Genomic DNA, 19,405 nt, shown 5'->3' with positions numbered 1-19,405 from the left:
CATCACCGCCGACGTAGGTCCATCTGCAACCAACAACGGACGACCACAGCATTCGCTGACTGACCGGCTTGGGATGCGCCGGCCAGGACGGGCCCGGGGAGTGTGCCAGTGGAAGCGGTCGCGGCCGACGACGACGACCACCCTCACGATCAGGCGGAGTTCCGGGCCTTCTTCGAGCGCCACCACCGCGAGCTGAGCCGGTTCGCCTATCTGCTCAGCGGCGACCACGACGCGGCGGACGACATCACCGCCGACGCCCTTACCGCCGCCTGGACCCGGTGGGACCGCGTCCAGGCGGCCGAGTTCCCACTGGCCTACGTGCGGCGCATCGTCGCGAACCTGGCAGCGGACCGGGTCCGGCGGGTCGTGCGCGAACGGCGAGGTCTGCTCGCTCTCGGTGAACAGGCCGAGGGTTCCACCCCCGGGCCGGACGTACCGGCTGTCGTGGACCTGCGCAGCGCACTGATGTCGTTACCGCCCGGGAAACGGGCGTGCGTGGTGCTGCGCTATGCCTTCGACCTGTCGGAGACGGAGACCGCCCGCACGCTGGGAATCTCCGTCGGGACCGTGAAAAGCCAGACCGCCCGCGGGGTCGCCGACCTGGAACGCCTGCTGCAGGGCAGCCCGGCGGCGCCGGCCGCGTCGACGAGTCGGGACCTCCGATCCCCGGACACGTCCGGCCGGGCTGCCGGGCGCAACACCACATCCCGACGCTCCGGCGGCCAGGTCCCACCCCACTCGGGCGGTGCCCGGGCCGGGTCGCTGCGTCCCGACCGCCGCCGGCCCGGTTCGTCCGGCTCGCCGGCCGGCCCCGATCCGTCCGCCTTCACGGCCGAGCCGGCGGAGCTGGTCGTCGGCCTTTCCCTGGACCAGCCCAGCAGCCAGGAGCATCTGGTTCAGGTCGGCCCTTCGTCCCAGGTCCGGTCACACATTCCGACTCAGGACGATCACCCCACGGAGCGGATCCGCCGCCGACTGCGCCCCGAGCGCCGCAACCGGCCCGAGCCGGCCCGAAACTGGCCCGGCTGGCGGGTCGGCGAGGCGTAGATGGCCATGGATGGTGAGCGCGGCGAGCGCACGGGGCCGGGTGGCCTGCTTCGCGATGATCTGTGCGACCTGCTGAACGTCGAGATGAACCGGCACCAGCCGGACTCGGAGCGGATCCGACGGCGGATCACGGACTCGCTCGGCGCCGTCCTGTCCCTGGGACCGGAACCCACCGCCGTGCTCCCGTCCGCCGCCGGCGAACCTGACCCGGAAAGATCTCTTTCGGGTCGGGCCGCGCCGCCGTTCACGCCCTATGGCGATCTGGATCACGACCCGTCCCACGCCGCATCCGCGTCAGCGGGCACACCTCCCCTCAGCTTCCCGAGGCGTTCGGATCATCCGAGCAGCCCACCCGAACCCGCCGAAGCGCAGGAGCCATCCGAGCCATCCGAGCCGTACGAGCTGCGGCCACGGTCGGCGAGCCGGCTGCCGGCAGCCAACGCCCGGCCCCGGGGCGGTCGCTCCCGCCGGTCGGGCCAGCGCCGGGGTCGCATTCTGGTCGGCGCTGCTGTCGCCGGGGTGACCATGGTGCTGGTCGCATTGCTTGCCCTGGTCGGCGGCATCCCGGGTGGCGACTCGCCGAATCCGCCGGTCACCACGGTGACCGGCGCGCCACATCCGACCGGATCACCGTGGACCACGACGGCCACCGCCGAGCCGACGAGCGCGGCCGAACCGACCAGGTCCGGATCGACCCCACACCCGGTCGACACCCCGCCACCGGCGCACGCCGTTCCACAGGCCGGCCAGGACGAACCGGCCCGCGGCGGGGCGAGCGGTCCACCCGGTACCCCCGTGGCGGTCATGACACCCGTGGCCCAGGGCCGTTACACCAGCCAGACCGTGCCCTTCCCGGCCGGTTCCCAGGTGCAGCTACCGGCCGACGCCGCCGACTGGGTGGTCTTCGGCGATGGCTGGAACGGGATCCGCACCCGCGCGGCGATTCCCGTACCCCGGATCATCGCGTTCGCCACGGGCAGCGAGACCCAGGCATCGTCCGGGTTCACCTGGTTCGGCGGATTCCCGAACCTGGTCGGCAGCGACGAGAGGGGGCGCCTGTCGGTCCGCGGCGCGGCGCGGTTGACCACCGTCGTGCTGCAACCCCGCCAACTGCAGATCTATCTGGGCGCGTCTTCGGGCTCAGTGCGGATCTCCATCTCCTCGCTGGCCGGGACCAATACCTTCACGGTGGACCTGCCCTCCCGACAGGTGGACGGCTCCGCCGACGCGATGATCACTCTGATGCTGCCGGGCGCCATCGGTTCCACCACCGTCACGGTCTCCGGCGTGGGCGACGGTTCCTGGACGCTCGCGGCCGCGGTCCTGCGCTGACCGGTGCCGGCGCCAGTTCCGATGCCGCCCGAAAAATCATGAAAAATACGAAAATATTCTGCGCTGGCCGACAACCATCCGACCCCGTTCGGACGACTAGGTAGGTGAACGCCCCATCCGGTCCCCGCGCCAGGAGGCCCGGCCGGCGTTCCGGCCCGCCACGTCCGACTAACCCCCCCCAGCCGGGTGGGCGGGCCGCAGTACGACACCTGGGCTGGCCGGTCTGGCCAGGATCGGCCAGCCCCGCACTTTCGCACCCCGCCGCGAACAGCACCCACGGGTGGGCGCCGCCACGATCGCGACGTTGTGACGATGTCGAGGGGTAGCGTCGAGTCCGTGCGCCGGCTGTTGTTTGCACCCTCATGGATCGCGCGACATCTGCTCGCGCTGGCCCTCGTCGCCCTGTTCATCCGCATGGGCGTCTGGCAGTTCACCAAGGGCGAGTCCGCCCAGGGCACGCTGCAGAACCTCTTCTACGGCGTCGAGTGGCCGATCTTCGCTGTCTTCGTCCTGTACTGGTGGTATCGGATGATCAAAGATGCGCTTTCGCCGCCGGACCTCGACGGACCGCAGTGGGGCGTCGGTGGCCGGATCGCACCGGAGACACCGCACCAGCTCGGCGCCGGCGGCCCCCGGATGCTGACCGCGGGCGGATCGATGGTCGATGATGAGGACGACGAGGAGGTCGCCGCCTACAACCGCTACCTCGCCGCCCTGTACAACCGGGATGCACAGCGGGACGCGCTGCGGGCGATCGCCGCGAACCAGCCACCGAAGCAGCTCGACCCCTCGGCGCGAGCCACCACCCCACCGCAGATCAACGGAGCCCGCGGATGACGACCAGCTTCTCCCCCTCCCGCCCCGCCGGGAGTTCCACGCCGGCCGCGATCCAGGGCGCCCTGCTGCGCTACCGGGTGATCGCCTATGTGGTCGGCGTGGGTCTGATCCTGCTGGTCTGCGTCGGCATGCCGCTGAAGTACGCCGCCGACAGCTCGACGGTCGTGGCGATCGTCGGGCCGGTGCACGGCGTCCTCTACGTCGTCTACCTGGCCTGCACCTACGACCTGGCCACCCGCTGTCGGCTGCCGTTGGTGCGCGCGGTGCTGGTCATGCTCGCCGGGACGATTCCGTTCCTGTCGTTCGTCGCCGAGCGCAAGGTCACCGCGCTGGTCCGCCAGCGGCACCTGCCCAGCAACCGGGCCTGACCCGGCCCGTTGACCTGATTCCGTTCGGCCCGGATCGGGCCGGAGGCCGGCCCGATCCGGGCTGGCCGAACCACGCGGTCAGGGGCAGGAGACGGAGTTGTGCACCGGCTGGGCCGTCGTCGCCACGGGCACGTGCGGGCGGACGGCGACCAGCCCGGGCCGACGCGCCGGCACCGCGATCGTGAGCACCTCACCCCGACCGAGCCACCGTGGCCGGCCGAGATCACCGTGTGACAGCAGGGCCGCCCGCACCTGTTCCAGTTCGGTGCCGAAGGCCAACACCCGACCATCCGTCCAGGTGATCATTTCGGTGTGCGCCCCGGCCGGGCGGGCAAGAACCAACCGGGACCGGGACGGCTCCCAGGCGACGGTGACCGTGCGGGTGGCTGCGCCGAGCAGCGCTGCCGGCTGGCCGCTGCGGACGACACCATCGCGCGTTCCGGTCCGGCGCAGGCCGGGCACCCGCGGCGCCCGGTCGGCGATCAGAACCAGACCCGCGTCGTCGACAGCCAGTGGGGGCGTCGGGTCGGCATCCGGATCGGCGGCGGTGACCGCGCCGAAGACCCCGTCGAGGTGCACCCCGCGGGCGGCCGGCAGGCCCCGGGCCGAGCAGGCCAGCATGGCGGTCAGGGCCGCTCGACGTACGTTCGTCCCATCCAGCCGGACCAACCCGCAGACCGTCATCGACCCCTCCACCCGCTGTGCCCGGCCGCGGTGCCGGCGCTGCCCGGCCAACGCTGCGCCGGACGCACCGAGGATCGACGGTCACCGGTAACTCCCGCGCCGGAACGTAACAGGTCTGCGACCGGCTGACCCGGCACAGACGCGGAATCAGCTGACCTGACCAGCCCCGTGCGACCCGGGGGTCAGCCGATGGCCACCGGGGCGGACTCGTCGGCCCGCCGGGCCCGACGGGCCGCGATGACCGGACGGGCCGGACAGTCGACGAGATGGTCGTCAAAACCTTCCACCGTCGGCCAGGACTGATGACACGAACCGCAGTGGGTCGTGGCCGCGTCGGTCCACCGCGCGTCGCAACCCGCGCAACTGGCCGTGACGGGCGTCCGAAGGGCGGCCTCGGGCTGACGACGACGGGGCACCTGGATCGGCAACGCCGGCTGGCGGCTGGCCGAATCCAGATCGGAGTGAAGGGTCACGGAAACTGCGCGAGGGCGCCGGGGCGAGGCGACGGCGGCCGGGATCGCGCGAGGGGACGACGACCGACGGGGAGGCACCCGGTCATCCTGTCGCAGACCAGCACAAGCGTCACGCAACCGCGTGTCGAGTCTTCGGGGTGTTTGGCCAGCACGTCAGCATCGGGGGACGCCATCTCGGGGTCAATCCGCCCACTCCGGGCATTGCGCGCAACCTTTGTGGTTCAGTCCGTACTCGGCCCACAACGAGCACCCCGGGACACCTGTCACACAACCATCGAACACGATGACACGTGATGGCGAACAAGCAAACGACTGATGGCGGCTTGACTGGCTACGGTTGCCTTCATGGTGAGCACCTTCGGCGACGGCAGACCGGATGCGGCTCCGCGCGGGGGCACCTCGGCGGGGGTGGGTGCACTGCTGCGTCAGTGGCGCCTGCGGCGTCGGCTTAGTCAGCTTGAACTAGCACTTCGGGCGGACAGCTCGGCGCGCCACATCAGTTTCGTCGAGACGGGCAAGGCCCTGCCCAGCAAGGTGATGATCCTTCGGTTGGCCGACCACCTGGAGGTGCCGGTGCGCGACCGCAACACGTTGTTGCTCGCGGCCGGCTACGCCCCGGTGTTCACCGAAACCGCGCTGACCGACCCGGCGATGGCCGCCGTGCGCGCCGGTCTGGTCGAGTTCCTCGCCGCCTGTGAACCGAACCCGGCGATCGTCCTGCACGGGCCGTTCGAGATCGTGATGAGCAACCGACCGGCCCGTATGCTGCTCGCCGGCGTGGCGCCGGAACTGCTTCGCCCGCCGCTGAACCTCATGCGGCTGGTGCTGCATCCCCGCGGGCTCGCGCCGCGCATCGTGAACCTGCCGCGGTGGCGGGAGCATCTGCTGGACACGATGCGCCGAAGCATGACCGCCTCCTCCCCGTCGGCCGTGCACGCGCTGTACGAGGAGGTGGCCGCCTATCCCGTCCCCACTCCGCACGCCGACCGGCTGACCGGGGACGGTCCGCTGACCGGGGACGGTCCGCCGTCCAGAGGGGAGCCGGGCCCGGGTGCCGCGGATGGCTCGGGCCTGCCGGAATCGTCCAGGATGGGCGCTGCCCTGGCGCTGCCGCTGTGCATCCGGGTCGGCGACCGGGTGCTCACGTTCCTGTCGACGATGACGACCTTCAACACCCCGGCCGACGTGACCGTCTCGGAGCTGGCGACCGAGCTCTTCCTGCCTGCCGACGCGATCACGGCCCGGTCGGTCGCCGAACTCGCCGCCCTCGCCGACCAGACCTGAACAGCCCGGATCGGGCACCGCCGGTTGCGCGACACCCGACGCCGCAGGACCGTCCTGAGCTAGGGGCGGCGCTGCGCTCGGCCCAGGCCGAGAAACAGCGCCCCGGTGAGCACCGCGAGGACCAGGAGCCAGATCAGCGCCCCGGCGAACGCCGTGTCGTAGTCATGGCGACCTGGCGCGGAGCCGAGCAGCCCGTTGAAGATCACCCCCGTCACGGCGACGCTGAGGATGTTCGCGATCTGGGTCGTCGTCAGGAGGGCCCCTGAGGCGGAGCCCGCCGCCTCAGGAGGCACGTCGCGCAACACCACACCGATGATCGGCGCCGCGATGAGCCCTTCCCCCAGGCCCGCCAGGGCCAGCGGGACGATCAGCTGGAAGTCCGCCGACGAGCCGCGTGACGCGGGCAACGCGGCCAGCAGACCAAAGACGATCAACATCACCCCGGCGAGCTGGGCACGAAGGCCGAAGCGGGCGACCGCCGCCCGGGAGGCCAGCGACGCGGCGGCGAACCCGGCGCCCAGCGGCAGGAAGCCGAGCCCGGAACCGAGAGGCGACAGCTTCAGGCCGTCCTGAAGAAAATAGGCCAGCACGAGGAAGAATCCCGAGTTGCCCGCGTAGAAGGCCAGGACGACGGGCAGCCCCCACCGCGGCCCGGGCAGGCGCAGCAGCGACGGGCGCAGCAGCGGCTCCCGAGCCGGATCGGCCTCCAGCCGGCGCTCCCAGGCGAAGAACGCCCCGAAGCAGGCCAGTCCGGCGACGACCATCGCCACCAGCGGAACCGACCAACCCGACGCCCCACCGGCGACCACCGGGTACAGCGTCAGCACGATCGCGGCCCCGAGGAAGCCGGCGCCCGCCACGTCGAGCGGAGCCGGGCTGGGTAGCCGGGCCGCTGGCACGGTTCGGGCCCCGATGGCCAGCGCGGCCAGGCCGATCGGCACGTTGACGAAGAACACCGACCGCCAGCCGCTTCCGGCGAGATCCGCCTCGATCAGAGCACCGCCGACGATCTGGCCGGACAGCGACGCCAGGCCGATCACGGCACCGTAGGTGGACAGAGCTCGTCCCCGCCGCTCGCCCGGCGGGTAGAGGATCTGGATGCTCGCCAGTACCTGCGGCAGCATGACCGCCGCGGCGAAGCCCTGCACGACCCGCGCGCCGATGAGCAGCCAGATACCGGGGGCCACCCCGCACGCGACCGAGGCGACGACGAATGCCACGATCCCGCTCAGCCAGAGCCTGCGCTGTCCGTAGGTGTCGCCCAGCCGTCCGCCCGTGACCAGGCCCACAGCGTAGGCGACGATGTAGCCGGACAGAACCAGCTGCAGCTCGGCGAAACTGGCGGACAGGTCGTGCTGGACCGACGGCGCGGCGACGTTGACGATGAACAGGTCGAGAAAGCCCATGAACGTAGCCAGCAGCAGGGCCGTGAGCGCGGCCGGGTGACCCACCGGCTCGGCCGGGGTGGCCGCACCGGCGGGACGGGCCGGGCTGGAGATCGTCATATGTCGATGGTGTGGGCGGGTGAAGCCATGTGCTATGAGGCGCTGGTGGTACCAGTGCGAGTAACACCGGCGGACGACGGCCGGCGATGACCGACAGTGCGGCCCGACCGGCTTCGCGGGCCGGTGCGGAAGCCCTGGTGCCGCGCCGAGGGCGCTCCGCCGAGGAGCGGCGCCGCGATCAGCTCGCCGAGTTCCTGCGCCACCGGCGTTCCCGGCTGGATCCGACGTTGCTCGGGCTGCCGATCGCGCCGCGCCGCCGCGCCAGCGGGCTGCTGCGCGAGGAGGTGGCGAGCCTCGCTGGAGTCAGCACCGGCTGGTATACGGCGCTCGAGCAGGGCCGGGCCGCGAACCCGTCGCCTCAGGTCCTCGACGCGATCGCGACCGCACTACGGCTGGACGCCGACGACCGCCGTTACCTGCGTGAGCTGGCCAAGCCGCCGGCGCGCACCCAGGTGGCGCCGATCGACGACACGGCCGAAGCCGACCTGCGCGCAGTTGTGGCGGCGCATGCCGACGCCGCCGGCCCGACCTACCTCGCCACCCGACACGGCGACGTTCTAGCCCACAACCGGGCGACCGCCGACTGGTACACGGACTTCGGTCCGCCGCCGGCCGCGGAGAACAACATGGTGCGATGGTTGTTCCAGGCGCCGCAGGCCCGGTCCCGGCTCGTCGACTGGGAGAACGAGTGCCGCGACATGGTCGGGCGGCTGCGGGCGAACTACGCGGCCCAGCCCGGTGACCAGCGCATGGTGGCGATGTTGCGGGAGCTGAAGGCGCACAGTGCCGTCTTCCATGGCTGGTGGGACGAGCAGCACATCGCCACCCAGCGCGGCCGGCTCCGGGCGATGCGCCACCCGACGCTCGGCACGCGCACCTTTCGGCTGGTCGTCGTACGAAGCCCGCAGGACTCGTTTCTGGGGGTCGTGATGCATCTGCCGGAGCCAACCGAGGAGGTCGCCGCGCCGCCGGAGTGACGGTGGGAGCGTGGTCGTGCCCAACCGCGGCACCGCAGATGGACGACGCACCGACCGACCCGTGATCGTGTCCACGCATTGTCCACGACCGGTCGGGAGCGCCCGGCAGTCGTCGGGAGCGGTCGGGAGTGCAGACCTAGATTTCGATCATCAAGGCTGGCGGAACATGCTGGTAGTGAGCATGTTCCGCCAGCTAGGGCGGAGGGCGTGGGATTCGAACCCACGAAGAGGATCACTCCCCTTAGCGGTTTTCAAGACCGCCGCCATCGGCCACTAGGCGAGCCCTCCTGGCCGTCCCATCCTATGTCGCCGCAATGCCAGCGATCTTTCCCGGGCAGCTCACCGGTCTGCTCCGCACGCCTGCCGGCCGAGCCGAGCCCCGGTCAGTGGTCCGACAGGGGGGCGGGTCGGGGCCAGACGTAGTCGTACTCGCGCTCGCAGGTCAGGTTGAAACGACCGAGGACGTCCGCGAGCTGCCGCAGGTCACCGCCGGCCCATTCGGTGAGGATCTTCGCCAGGGCATCGAGGACGATGTCCCGGTCGGCCTGCAGGCGCTGGCGCCCCTCGGGCGTCATGGCGAGCCGCCGCGCCATCGCGCCGTTCGGGTCGGGGATCCGCTCGACCAGTCCGGCCTGCACCATGGCCGCCGTCTGCCGGTTGACGGTGGACACATCCAGGGAGAAGGCCTCGGCGAGCTGGGCGAGGGTCATCGGGCCCTCGACCTCGATCCGGCTGAGCAACAGGTAGGCGGAGCGCTCCAGGGTGCGCCGGCCGTGCCGGTGGTTGGACGCGGGCAGGATGTGGTGGCGCGACAGAAGCATCAGCTCGCGTTCGATCGCGTGGAGCTGATCGTCACGCAGCCGGTCCTCGCTCGGGAGGTCGGTCCGCAGCCCGTCACCCATGATCACCTCTGCTGTGTCGGTGGGCGACTCGCCCTGCTCCCCATTGTGATTCTCGGCCAGATGCATTGTCCGTCAGCCCTCGATCTATGCATCATGCATACTATGTGCATCATGCACATGCAGCGGGCGGGCGCTCCCCGCGTCCGGCGGACGCTCTGCGGCGCCCGCGCGCCCGCCTGAACCGGGAGACTTCTTGACGCAGGAACCGGTCCGCCCCGGCAGCCAACGCCGCGACGATCGGGCCGTCGGTCCGATCATCGCCACGCTGGCCTGTGCCGGCGTGGTGGCCTCCCTCATGTACACGCTGACGATCCCGCTGATCCCGGACCTGCCGAGACTGCTGCACTCGTCGGCGTCGAACACGGCCTGGGCGGTGACCGCCACCCTGCTCGGCGCGTCGGTCGCGCCGCCGATCGCGGGCCGACTCGGCGACATGTACGGCAAGAAGCGGCTGATGCTCGTCAGTCTGGTGCTGCTGATCGTCGGCTCGCTGCTGTGCGCCACGACGAGCAGCCTGCTGCCGGTCGTCAGCGGGCGGGCGCTGCAGGGCATGGCCTCCGGGCTGATCCCGCTGGGCATCAGCATGATGCGCGATGTCCTGCCGCCGGCACGTCTGGGCGCCGCCCTCGGTCTGATGAGCTCCTCGCTGGGCATCGGCGGTGCGCTGGGCATCCCGTTCTCGGCGCTGGTCGCCCAGCACGCCGACTGGCACGTGCTGTTCTGGGGCGCGGCCGTGCTCGGCGTGATCATGATGGTGGTGCTGTGGTGGGTGGTCCCGGCACCGCCGCCGTCCGGTCGCGACGAGGCCGCGGGCCGCGCCCGCTTCGACACCGTCGGGGCGATCGGCCTGCTGGTCGGCCTGCTCGCCGTGCTGCTGGTGATCTCCAAGGGCAGCGACTGGGGCTGGACGACCCCCACCACCCTCGGGCTCGGTCTCGGCGGGGTGGTGGTCCTGCTGGTGTGGGGCTGGTGGGAACTGCGGGTACCGACGCCGGTGGTCGACCTGCGGGTCACCGCCCGACGGCAGGTCCTGATGACCAACCTCACCTCGGTCATCGTCGGCATCGCCATGTACGCCCTGTCGCTGGTCGTTCCGCAGCTGATGCAGATCCCCACCGGGACCGGCTTCGGCTTCGGTGCCTCGATGGTCGTCGCCGGGCTGTGCTTCGCGCCGTTCGGCGTGGTGATGGTGCTGGCCTCACCGATCACCGCCCGGATCATCGCCACGTTCGGGGCGAAGGCCAGCCTGATGATCGGCGTACTGATCGTCGCGATCGGCTACGCGGTCGGCATCGCCTTCCTCAACGCGATCTGGCAGGTCATCGTCGTGTGCGCCATCGTCGGGCTCGGGGTCGCGTTCGCCTACGCGGCCATGCCGACGCTGATCATGGCCGCGGTGCCACCGACCGAGACGGCCGCGGCCAACGGCCTGAACACCCTGATGCGCGCGCTCGGCACCTCGATCGCCTCGGCGCTCATCGGTGTCGTGCTGTCCCACCTGACCACGACCTACGCGGGCGCCGAGGTACCCACCCTGTCCGGCTTCCGGGTCACGTTCGTCATCGCCACCGTCGCGGCCGTGGCGGCGCTGGCGGTCGCCGCCTTCATCCCTGGCCGGCGCGCGCCCGGCGCCGCACTCCCCACCCCGCGGCCCGAAACGGCTCCGGCCGTCGTAGACCTGCTTTCCACCGGCTCCACCGGGGTGGCGGTGTTCGACCCGGCCGAGGTGATCGCGCCCGGCTCCACCGGGGTGGCGACGCTCGACGCGGCCGACGGCCCGGTGGCGCGGTCCTGAGACCGGGGCCAGGGGCCGTCCGGCCCGGTTGGGCGGTGTCGGGCAGTGGGTATCCGGGCATGTCGGCTGGGTGAGCACACCTGCACCTACCGACGCCGACGGCCAGGCCCACGACCACGCCACCAGTCGGTCGGATCCGGCCGAGAGCCGTCCCAGGACCGTAGGTGCCGTGGATGGCGCACCACGCACCGGTCGTGGGTCGGCGCATCGCACCCGGGAGGATCTCGACGACGCCACCGTCGAGGCGGTCGGCCGGCTCGGTGAGGCCCTGGAATGCGTCGAACGGGCCCGGGGCGCGCTGTACGAGTTCCACCAGCTGTCCGGGCACGCCGATCTCCTGCTTGGCGATGCCGTAGCGCAGCTGGCCGCCGCCGGACACCGCCGGACCGCCGGCCAGCTACGCGAACAGCTGCTGGGACGCAACGTCCTGGACGGACGATGGACGTTCCAGATCGTCGAGGAGTACGACGACCTCTACTACCGGCCCTTCGTCGAGGCGGACGAGGAGGTCCGGCGCCGGCTGACCGGCGGTCAGCGCCACGTCCACGAGGCCCGGATGAAGGCCCGCGAACGGCTGCGTGCCGGACGCGACCGGTGGGGCCCGGGCGCCTGAGAACCCTGACACCCGAGGACCCTGACACCCGAGGACCCTGGCCCCGAGGACCCTGGCGCCCGGGCGAGCCTGCCCTCGTCAGGCGTCGCGGCGCCGGGCGAGGACGGTACCGATCACGAACAGGCCGATGCAGACCGCCGCGAAGTAGAGCAGTGAACCCCAGGGACCCAGCGGCATGTTGTCGATCACCGGCGGACCGTCCGAATGGCGCACGGCGCCCGCGACGATGAAGTTGTCCCCGACGGTGAACGGCAGCCAGTGCTGGATGCTGTCACCGATCCGCGGGATCACCGGCAGCAGGTTCTCCAGCAGGAACAGGTAGATCAGCTCGATCACGATCGCCCCGGCGGACTGCCGGACGATCAGCCCGACGGCCATCGCGAACACCGAGGCCAGCAGATACACCAGGCCGACCCCGAACACGTTGCGGTATTCCTGGGCCGTGTTCAGCGCCAGCGGCGCATCCGGCTGGATCAGCCGGGCGATCCCCCAGGAGCCGACGGCGGTGATCTCGCCGACGATCCCGGACAGGGATGCCACCACCACGGCCTTGGCGACGAGGGCCGGCGTCCGGGTGGGCACGGCGAGAAACGTCGAACGAATCGTGCCGAACCGGTACTCGGTGGTGACGGCCAGCGTCGACATCACCATCATCACCACCAGCCCGAAGTTGTAGGCGAACTGGGTGGCGTCCGGGGTGAGATCGGCCAGGTCCTTCGTGCGGGTGGTCGCGGCGAACAGCGAGGTCAGCCCCACGGTGAGGGCCGTCGCGAGGATCATGCACCACCACGGCGAGCGGGTGGAGAACAGCTTGATCCGTTCCACGGTGAGCAGCGTCATCGCGCGTCGCCTCCCGGCACGTTCAGGGGCACGCCGGAGGGCGCTTCGCCCGCTGGTGGCGGCACCGCGACACCGGTACCGCCCCCGGCCGCGGCGGCGCCCGCTGGGGCGCCCGCACCGGCCTGGTACTCGACGTCCTGCCCGGTGAGCTGGATGAAGGCCTGTTCCAGCGAGCCGCGCTGGGCGGCGAGCTCGTGCAGGACCAGCCCGACCGTGCCGGCCAGCTCGCCGATCTGCTCCGTGCTGGCGTTCGGTACGAGCAGCGCCGCCGGGCCGTCGGCGCCGGCCGGCACGTCCCGCACGGTCAGGCCCTGACCGGTGAGCAGGCCGTGCAGCCGCTCCATCTCCGGCCCACGCACCCGGACCGCCGATTCGGAGGCGTTGTCGATGAACTCCTGCGTACTGGTCTGCGCGATCAACCGCCCTCGGCCGATGACGACCAGATCCTGCGCGGTCAGCGCCATCTCGGACAGCAGGTGGCTCGAGACGAACACCGTGCGACCCTCGTCCGCCAGCCGGTGCATGAACTGCCGGATCCACAGAATGCCCTCGGGGTCCAGCCCGTTGACCGGCTCGTCGAACAGCAGGACGCCCGGATCACCCAGCAGTGCCGTCGCGATACCGAGTCGTTGGGACATGCCGAGCGAGAACCCCCCGGCACGCTTGCCGGCCACCGAGGTGAGCCCCACGACCTCGAGGACCTCGTCGACCCGCTTGACCGGAATGCGGTTGGACGCGGCGATCCAGCGCAGATGTGACCGGGCGGAGCGGTTGGGATGTACCCACTTCGCGTCCAGCAGCGCCCCGACCTGCCGCAGCGGGTGATGCAGCTCGGCGTAACGTCGGCCGTTGATCCGGACCGTGCCGGCGCTCGGGTTGTCGAGCCCCAGGATCATCCGCATGGTCGTGGACTTTCCCGCGCCGTTGGGCCCGAGGAATCCGGTTACCTTGCCGGGCGCCACCGTGAACGACAGGTCGTTGACCGCGACCGTGCGTCCGTATCTCTTGGTGAGCCCCTGTGCCTCGATCATTCGCCTCCGCTCGGGCGGTGCTCCGCTCGACAGGTGTCCGGCGCCGGGTGCGCGCCGCCGCTCGTCTCGGTCCGCATGGTGGCGGTACGCGCCCATCGTGGCGGAACACCCACCGGTCCGGCCACCACTGGTCCCGCAACATCCGTGTCGCCCACCCGACACGGCCCGGGCGGTCCGTCCCCGGACGGTCAGAGGCTGCGCTGCCCGGCGAGGATCTCCTCGGCGAGTTCCGACACCCGGCGGCGTTCGTCTCGCGCCGTGCGCCGCAGCTTCTCGAAGGCCGAGACCGGGTCGGTGCGCATCGTCGCCATCAGATAGCCCACCGCACGCTCGATCGGGACGCGGTAGTCCAGGGCGTACTGCAGCTGCCGGGCGAGCCGGTCGTTACGGTCGGCGATGAGCCCGGCCAGCAGCAGGTTCTCCAGCACCCCGCCGAAGTGCACGATCGCGTCCCGCTCGCTGGTGGTCCACTGCCGGACCTGGTCGTCGGCGACGTTCAGCGTGCCGATCGGACCACCGCCGAGGCGTACCGGTACGCCGAGGACGGCCCGGACACCGCCCGCGGTCAGGGCCGGGGTGACCCGCGGCCAGCGATCCTCCTGGGTGAGGTCGTTCGACACGACGATCTCGTCCACGATGAACGACTCGACGCAGGGCCCCTCGCCGAACTCCTCCTGGACCCGTTCGAGCAGCGCTCCCGTGCTGTCGGACGCGGCGATACTGCGCAGCGCCCGGTCGGCGTCCACCAACAGCACACCGGCGCCGGCCAGGTCGAAGATCTCGGTGACCGCCCCGACCACCTCGCTCACCAGCTTGGCGAGCTCGACCTGACTGGGTACCTGGTGGTGCAGCCGGGCAAGGCTGGCGTCCAGACGCACCTTGTCGATCTCCACCGTCGCACTCCCGCCTCTGCGGCCCGAGGTGCGCCGGGCCTGTGCGCTCGCCGGTCCACTGTCCTCCGGGCTGCCCGGGGCAGGGCGGGTGTCCGCCGCTACCTGCGTTGCTGTCGAGTCATTCTGACGGACCACCGTGCGCGCTACCTGCCCGCCCGGTGGCTACGCACCGGCGTTGTCCGCGTCCTGCACCGAACGGGACGAACGCCGACGGCGTACCCCGACATCGACCTGGCGACGCACTGTGCCGTCGAAGGCGGCCGTACGCTCGGCCTCGATCGACGAATTGATCATTTCGACGAGGTGTTCGCGCTCGCCGACGCTCAGGCCGGTCATCAGGCTTTCGACCAGCTCGGACTGGCCATCGACGGTGATCGACACGGCGGGGGCATCCGCCGGGGGAAGTGCGGGAACAGGCTGCTGCGCCTGATCCGCGGCGCGGGCGGCGGGTATCGCGTCAGGTGCCTGGGACTGACCATCCAGGTCGTGCGTACCCACGCGGGGCACAACAGACTCGTCTGCGGGCATGCGTCACTCTCCGTGACTCGGCCGCAGACACAGGGCAGGCGAATTGATCGGTTGCCGGACAGACTATCGCACCGGTGGGCCGCCCGGCAGCGGCATCAGCCGCCGATCGCCGCGGCAAGCCGAGCCCAGCCGGCCCGGGGCAGCTCACCCGGGGTGTCCGTGAGCACCTGCACGGCGACGTGATCCGCGCCCGCGCCGTGATGTGCGCCGATCCGGGTCAGGATCGCCTTCTCGTCCCCCCAGGCGACCAGCTCGTCAACGAGCCGGTCCGAACCGCCGTTCGCCAGGTCCGCGTCGGTGAAACCGAGGCGGCGCAGGTTACGCACGTAGTTCGGCAGACCCAGGTAGGGCCCGAGATTGCTCCGGGCGATGGCCCGGGCCGATCCGGCATCGGTGGCGAACACGACCTTCTGCTCGATGGCGAGCAGCACGTCCGGCCCGAGGATCCGGCGGGCCTGGCGGGTGTACTCCGGCGTGACCAGATACGGCAGCGCACCCGCCGTACGCTCCGCGGCGATACCGAGCACCCTGGGCCCAAGCGCCGCGAGAGCCTGGTCCTCCCGTGGAACGCCAAGCTCGTCGAGGGTGTCCAGGTAGTCGAGCAGCACCTCCACCGGCTTCTCCCAGGGCCGCCCGGTGGCGGCCTCGACCGGCTCCCGGTGCCCGACGCCGAAGCCGAGCAGCAGCCGGTCGGGATGCGCCTTGGCGAGCATCGCGTAGTGATCCGCGACGATGTCCGCCTTCTCCGTCCAGATGTTCAGAATGCTCGTGCCGACCGCCAGCCCTTCCGTGCCATCCAGGATGGCCGCGGGAAGTTCCAGGTCCCCACCCGCCGCCCCGATCCACACCGTCGGGAAACCCAACGCCGCCACGTCGACGGCGATGTCCCTGCGGGCCCGGACGTCCGTCGGCCATTGCCGCTGAGCTGCCCAGAGCCCAATTCTGCCGACCTCAACTACCACGACGAGCCCCTTCCGCGCAGGGAACTGCGACTGTCCGCACCTACACCCCATCACGATTGCTACCCCGCGCACACGCCGGCTATGTCGGCCTGTTCGCCGGGGCCGAACGGCCCGGGCACCTCGTCCCGCTCGTCCCGGACCCGCGATGGCGTTCGGTCCGGGCTTCGGCGCTACCGGACGGGTGCCGTCGTGACCGGATGTTCGGGGACGGCAGTCGTCTGCGAGGCGGCAGCCTGCGGACGCAGCTCGTCCAGGGAAAGCTGGCGCGCCGGGGGGTCGGCCAGCACCGTTCGGGAGGTCATGGTCAGATCCGCCGCGACGTGCAGCAGCTCTCCGCTGTCCAGCAGTCGCCAGCGCGGATCCTCGTCCATCCGCTCGCTTTCCACCACCACCGCCGGGAGGTCGAGCAGGTCCACCGAACGCACCCGGATCTCGCTGAAGGGACTGGCATGATCAAGGTGGCGCGCGTTGCGCCCACCCGGGCCACGACGTAGCACGTACAGGCCGTTGGTGTCGGGGTACCGCAGCGCCCACAGCTCCCCGGCGGCAAGCAGGATCATGTTGATCGAGTACATCGGCAGGTTGGCCGCGATCCACCGGGCGGCGGCCGTGATGCCCGCACCGACATCCCCGCCGTGCCGGTCGATCTCCCTGGTGATCAGGGCGAAGTACCGCTCCGAGTCGGTGTCCCCCGCCACATGCAGGCCGGCCGCACCCAGCTCGGCGTCCAGGGACTGCAGTCCCTCGATCACCCCGTTATGGGCGAAGATCCGGTTGTCCCGGACGAACGGATGGGTGTTGTCGGCACTGGCCCGTCCGGTTGAGGCATGCCGCACATGCGCGACGAAGGTCGTCGCGGTGACCTCCTGTGGCTGCCGGGCGAACTCGGTATCGGCCCGGCCGTGGATCGCGTGCCGCACCACCCGTAGCGACCCGTCCTGATCGATAGCGCCGAGCCCGACACCGTCCGGCGGGCGCCGCGGGGCGGCACCGGAGCTCTCGGCCGCGTCCAGAAGCCAGAACGTTGCACTGATCGGCGTCGGCCCACTGCTCATCGCGAACAGGTGGCACATCAGGCCTCCCCTCCCCTCACGTCGACGGGTCTGTTCCCCTCGGCGCCGCCGCCATGCCCGAGACCGGACGACATTCCCGACACCCCGCCAATCTCCGGCACCCGGTGGGAACGCCGCACCATCGCCCACCGCATCCAACCGGCACCCGGGCAGACACACTGAGGCGCAATTCTGTTTCGTTTCATCGCAGCCTATGCAACGCAAGCACCCAAGTAACCGTCGTGACCCCGAGCACTCACAACCCCGCCGGCGTCACCCACCGACCTCCCCGCCGGCAGCAAGGCACTCCCGAGCAGCGGTGCACCCAGGACGGCCGAGCATCCAGGACGGCAGAGCACCCCGGACGGCAGAGCACCCCGGACGGCAAGCCGCCCGAACCGAGTGGAACTCCAGCCGCAGGGCCGCCCCGGCCGACCGGCCGCCAGGGTTGGGCACCGGTCGGGACGCGGAGCAGGGTGGATCAGGACCCGATCGGGACCGACACCGGCGTCCGTACTTCGCACCAGGGGTGCGGGATACACTGACGTAATTGTCGAGTATCTCATTTCTGAGACAACTGTCCCGATCGGCCGCAATCCGTTCCAGAACGGCCCAAAGCGGGCCGCCTGGGCACCTGCGATCAGCACGTTATGGCCGCGATGAGCCCATCCGGACGCCTCGCCCGCCTGGCGCCAGATCAGACATGAGCCTTGAAAAAGAACAATAGGTATAAATTACCGAGAACGTTTACCGATGGATTCGTCGAGCGGCGGGACGGGCGGAGTAACGTAGCCCCGACCTTGCTCCCACGTGGCACCGCAGGTCGGGCGCCCGGTGGTGGAACGGAGACACATGGGGAGTTCCATCCGTTCGCTACACGCCCTGTGCATCGTGTTCCTGTGCGAACAGTTCCCGCCGGTGGTGTGGGACGGCGCCGGCAGCTACACCGCGACGCTCGCGATCGCGCTGGCCAAGCTCGGGCACGAGGTCCACGTCGTCTGCGCCCAGGGTCACCGTGTGGTCGACACCGTGCAGGATGGGGTGCACGTCCACCGGCGGCCGTTGCTGCGCCTACCGGTCAGCCGCGGGCTCGGCCCGATCGGTGCCCGGCTGCGCGGGCCGCTGTACCCGCGTGACTCGATCAGCCTGCGAGCAAGTCTGCCGCTGTCGTACACGATGTGGATGCGCCAGCTCAGACTGCGCCCGGACGTCATCGAGACGCAGGACGGGGAGACCCGCGGCCTCATGCAGGCCATGGCCCACAGCCGACCGCTGGCGATCCACCTGCACTGCCCGACGATGCTCACGGTCCAGCTCGCCGGCGCACCGATCGGTGCGAAGGGCCGCCTTGCCGACCGGCTCGACCGGATGTCAGCCGACCTGGCCGATGTCGTGACCTCCCCGTCCCAGCTGCTCGTCGACACGTTGCGCGACCGCGGCTGGCTGGGTGGGCGCGATGTCGAGGTGATCCCGAACCCGTTCGACGCCGTGCCGTGGCTCGGCATTCCCGAGGTCGCGAAGACCAGGCCGGTGATCGCCACCGTCGGCCGGCTGGAGGCGTACAAGGGCGTTGACGTGCTGCTCGACGCGTCCGCCCGGTTGCGCGCCGCCGGCGTCGAGCATCGGCTGGTGCTCGCCGGCCGCCCCGCCGGTGAGATCCACGGCGTGCCCGCCGGCACCTGGCTGGAGCGCCGGGCCCGGCAGCTCGACCTCGACGTCGAGTTCACCGGCCATCTCGGTGGCGAGCAGGTCCGGGAGGTCTATCGGCGGGCACGGGTCGTCGCCGTGCCGAGCCGGTTCGAGAGCTTCTCGATCGCCGCCGCCGAGGCGATGGCCGCTGGTCGCCCGGTGGTCACGACCACCCGCACCGGCATCGCCCCGTTCGTCGAGCGCTGGGGAGGCGGTGCGGTCGTCCCGGTCGACGATGCGGCGGCCCTTGCCGGCGCCCTCGCCCCCTACCTTCTTGACCCGGCCCAGGCGGCCGTCGTCGGTGCCCGTGGGCGTGACGGTGTCGCCGAGATCGACCCGATGATGATCGCCCGCCGCAAGGAGGAGGCCTACCGGTACGCCATCGCCGGCTTCGCCGCTCGTCCGACGGCCTGGCGCCGTCGGCAGGTCGGCCGCGACGTGCTCGCCCTGCCCGCCGCCTCCGGACACCCGCCCGAGCCCATGGCGCCGACAGCACTGCCGCTGTCACCGGCGCTGCCGACCCGGTCAGATCACCCGCACGACATCCACGACACCGCCTGACCAGGCCGTTACGAGCTGACGCGGGGCAGGAC

The 19,405-nt window shown here is 71.1% G+C and carries 18 protein-coding genes and 1 tRNA gene; 9 read left to right on the top strand and 10 right to left on the bottom strand.

Annotated elements, in window-relative coordinates; all coding sequences use genetic code 11:
* Nucleotides 1-108 precede the first annotated feature (108 nt).
* The 4 genes from ND747_RS01965 to ND747_RS01950 all read left to right on the top strand — a co-directional run bounded on the left by ND747_RS01965 (nucleotide 109) and on the right by ND747_RS01950 (nucleotide 3,584).
* On the top strand, nucleotides 109-1,047 hold the full coding sequence (locus ND747_RS01965) for a SigE family RNA polymerase sigma factor (RefSeq protein ID WP_251731225.1): 939 nt from the start codon (nucleotides 109-111) through the stop codon (nucleotides 1,045-1,047).
* Entirely contained in the window at nucleotides 1,048-2,379 is a 1,332-nt protein-coding gene (locus ND747_RS01960) for a hypothetical protein (protein ID WP_251731223.1), read from the top strand. It abuts the gene before it with no gap.
* Between the two features lie 312 nt (nucleotides 2,380-2,691).
* Nucleotides 2,692-3,216, top strand: a complete 525-nt coding sequence (locus ND747_RS01955) for a hypothetical protein (RefSeq protein ID WP_251731221.1) — start codon at nucleotides 2,692-2,694, stop codon at nucleotides 3,214-3,216.
* A complete protein-coding gene (locus ND747_RS01950; protein ID WP_251731220.1) occupies nucleotides 3,213-3,584 on the top strand; it encodes a DUF3817 domain-containing protein in 372 nt (123 codons plus the stop codon). The genes ND747_RS01955 and ND747_RS01950 overlap by 4 nt, the downstream gene beginning before the upstream one ends.
* A 78-nt stretch (nucleotides 3,585-3,662) precedes the next feature.
* Here the strand turns inward: ND747_RS01950 and ND747_RS01945 are convergent, their stop codons facing one another.
* Nucleotides 3,663-4,268, bottom strand: coding sequence for a hypothetical protein (locus tag ND747_RS01945; RefSeq protein WP_251731218.1), 606 nt, complete (start codon nucleotides 4,266-4,268; stop codon nucleotides 3,663-3,665).
* 818 nt (nucleotides 4,269-5,086) lie between these two features.
* Between ND747_RS01945 and ND747_RS01940 the strand changes: the two genes are divergently transcribed.
* The gene (locus tag ND747_RS01940) at nucleotides 5,087-6,025 is read left to right on the top strand and encodes a helix-turn-helix domain-containing protein (RefSeq protein WP_251731216.1); all 939 of its coding nucleotides are present in this window, start codon (nucleotides 5,087-5,089) and stop codon (nucleotides 6,023-6,025) included.
* A 59-nt stretch (nucleotides 6,026-6,084) separates the two neighbouring features.
* Here ND747_RS01940 and ND747_RS01935 read toward each other — a convergent pair whose 3' ends face one another.
* Complete coding sequence (locus tag ND747_RS01935; protein ID WP_251731215.1) at nucleotides 6,085-7,530, bottom strand: MFS transporter; 1,446 nt, start codon at nucleotides 7,528-7,530, stop codon at nucleotides 6,085-6,087.
* Nucleotides 7,531-7,616: 86 nt separating this feature from the next.
* Here ND747_RS01935 and ND747_RS01930 point away from each other — a divergent pair, with 86 nt between their 5' ends.
* Nucleotides 7,617-8,507, top strand: coding sequence for a helix-turn-helix transcriptional regulator (locus ND747_RS01930; protein WP_251731213.1), 891 nt, complete (start codon nucleotides 7,617-7,619; stop codon nucleotides 8,505-8,507).
* A 199-nt stretch (nucleotides 8,508-8,706) separates the two neighbouring features.
* Here ND747_RS01930 and ND747_RS01925 read toward each other — a convergent pair.
* Both ND747_RS01925 and ND747_RS01920 read right to left on the bottom strand, forming a co-directional pair.
* A tRNA-Ser gene (locus ND747_RS01925) sits at nucleotides 8,707-8,795 on the bottom strand.
* Between the two features lie 95 nt (nucleotides 8,796-8,890).
* Nucleotides 8,891-9,409: a MarR family winged helix-turn-helix transcriptional regulator gene (locus ND747_RS01920; protein ID WP_374216123.1), complete on the bottom strand. Its 519-nt coding sequence runs from the start codon at nucleotides 9,407-9,409 to the stop codon at nucleotides 8,891-8,893.
* 193 nt (nucleotides 9,410-9,602) lie between these two features.
* Here ND747_RS01920 and ND747_RS01915 point away from each other — a divergent pair, with 193 nt between their 5' ends.
* Together ND747_RS01915 and ND747_RS01910 are read left to right on the top strand one after the other, a co-directional pair.
* Complete coding sequence (locus ND747_RS01915) at nucleotides 9,603-11,204, top strand: MFS transporter (protein WP_251731212.1); 1,602 nt, start codon at nucleotides 9,603-9,605, stop codon at nucleotides 11,202-11,204.
* Nucleotides 11,205-11,373: 169 nt separating this feature from the next.
* Nucleotides 11,374-11,817: a hypothetical protein gene (locus ND747_RS01910; RefSeq protein WP_251731210.1), complete on the top strand. Its 444-nt coding sequence runs from the start codon at nucleotides 11,374-11,376 to the stop codon at nucleotides 11,815-11,817.
* 78 nt (nucleotides 11,818-11,895) lie between these two features.
* On the opposite strand, the gene ND747_RS01905 is transcribed toward ND747_RS01910, so the two are convergent.
* The 6 genes from ND747_RS01905 to ND747_RS01880 all read right to left on the bottom strand — a co-directional run bounded on the left by ND747_RS01905 (nucleotide 11,896) and on the right by ND747_RS01880 (nucleotide 17,144).
* Nucleotides 11,896-12,657: an ABC transporter permease gene (locus tag ND747_RS01905; RefSeq protein WP_251731209.1), complete on the bottom strand. Its 762-nt coding sequence runs from the start codon at nucleotides 12,655-12,657 to the stop codon at nucleotides 11,896-11,898.
* Entirely contained in the window at nucleotides 12,654-13,688 is a 1,035-nt protein-coding gene (locus ND747_RS01900; protein WP_251731207.1) for an ABC transporter ATP-binding protein, read from the bottom strand. The genes ND747_RS01905 and ND747_RS01900 overlap by 4 nt, the downstream gene beginning before the upstream one ends.
* Nucleotides 13,689-13,876: 188 nt before the next feature.
* Complete coding sequence (locus tag ND747_RS01895; protein WP_251731205.1) at nucleotides 13,877-14,581, bottom strand: GAF and ANTAR domain-containing protein; 705 nt, start codon at nucleotides 14,579-14,581, stop codon at nucleotides 13,877-13,879.
* A gap of 162 nt (nucleotides 14,582-14,743) precedes the next feature.
* Complete coding sequence (locus ND747_RS01890) at nucleotides 14,744-15,109, bottom strand: hypothetical protein (protein ID WP_251731203.1); 366 nt, start codon at nucleotides 15,107-15,109, stop codon at nucleotides 14,744-14,746.
* Between the two features lie 95 nt (nucleotides 15,110-15,204).
* Nucleotides 15,205-16,071, bottom strand: a complete 867-nt coding sequence (locus ND747_RS01885; RefSeq protein ID WP_251731202.1) for an LLM class F420-dependent oxidoreductase — start codon at nucleotides 16,069-16,071, stop codon at nucleotides 15,205-15,207.
* A 170-nt stretch (nucleotides 16,072-16,241) separates the two neighbouring features.
* On the bottom strand, nucleotides 16,242-17,144 hold the full coding sequence (locus tag ND747_RS01880; RefSeq protein WP_251731200.1) for a class II glutamine amidotransferase: 903 nt from the start codon (nucleotides 17,142-17,144) through the stop codon (nucleotides 16,242-16,244).
* Between the two features lie 831 nt (nucleotides 17,145-17,975).
* Between ND747_RS01880 and ND747_RS01875 the strand changes: the two genes are divergently transcribed.
* Nucleotides 17,976-19,373, top strand: coding sequence for a glycosyltransferase family 4 protein (locus ND747_RS01875; RefSeq protein ID WP_251731198.1), 1,398 nt, complete (start codon nucleotides 17,976-17,978; stop codon nucleotides 19,371-19,373).
* The last annotated feature ends 32 nt before the right edge of the window (nucleotides 19,374-19,405 follow it).

This window comes from Frankia sp. R82, from assembly GCF_023716925.1.
Classification (GTDB): Bacteria; Actinomycetota; Actinomycetes; order Frankiales; family Frankiaceae; genus Frankia.
The sequence above is the reverse complement of the archived record's forward strand: the minus strand, read 5'-3'. Positions and strand labels throughout refer to the sequence as shown.

Bases quoted from the DNA above. Each gene is read 5' to 3' on its own strand.
- ND747_RS01905 (WP_251731209.1), bottom strand. From the start codon at position 12,657: ATGACGCTGCTCACCGTGGAACGGATCAAGCTGTTCTCCACCCGCTCG.
- ND747_RS01875 (WP_251731198.1), top strand. From the start codon at position 17,976: ATGGGGAGTTCCATCCGTTCGCTACACGCCCTGTGCATCGTGTTCCTG.
- ND747_RS01880 (WP_251731200.1), bottom strand. From the start codon at position 17,144: ATGTGCCACCTGTTCGCGATGAGCAGTGGGCCGACGCCGATCAGTGCA.
- ND747_RS01900 (WP_251731207.1), bottom strand. From the start codon at position 13,688: ATGATCGAGGCACAGGGGCTCACCAAGAGATACGGACGCACGGTCGCG.
- ND747_RS01945 (WP_251731218.1), bottom strand. From the start codon at position 4,268: ATGACGGTCTGCGGGTTGGTCCGGCTGGATGGGACGAACGTACGTCGA.
- ND747_RS01940 (WP_251731216.1), top strand. From the start codon at position 5,087: ATGGTGAGCACCTTCGGCGACGGCAGACCGGATGCGGCTCCGCGCGGG.
- ND747_RS01950 (WP_251731220.1), top strand. From the start codon at position 3,213: ATGACGACCAGCTTCTCCCCCTCCCGCCCCGCCGGGAGTTCCACGCCG.
- ND747_RS01930 (WP_251731213.1), top strand. From the start codon at position 7,617: ATGACCGACAGTGCGGCCCGACCGGCTTCGCGGGCCGGTGCGGAAGCC.
- ND747_RS01955 (WP_251731221.1), top strand. From the start codon at position 2,692: ATGTCGAGGGGTAGCGTCGAGTCCGTGCGCCGGCTGTTGTTTGCACCC.
- ND747_RS01960 (WP_251731223.1), top strand. From the start codon at position 1,048: ATGGCCATGGATGGTGAGCGCGGCGAGCGCACGGGGCCGGGTGGCCTG.
- ND747_RS01920 (WP_374216123.1), bottom strand. From the start codon at position 9,409: ATGGGTGACGGGCTGCGGACCGACCTCCCGAGCGAGGACCGGCTGCGT.
- ND747_RS01935 (WP_251731215.1), bottom strand. From the start codon at position 7,530: ATGACGATCTCCAGCCCGGCCCGTCCCGCCGGTGCGGCCACCCCGGCC.
- ND747_RS01890 (WP_251731203.1), bottom strand. From the start codon at position 15,109: ATGCCCGCAGACGAGTCTGTTGTGCCCCGCGTGGGTACGCACGACCTG.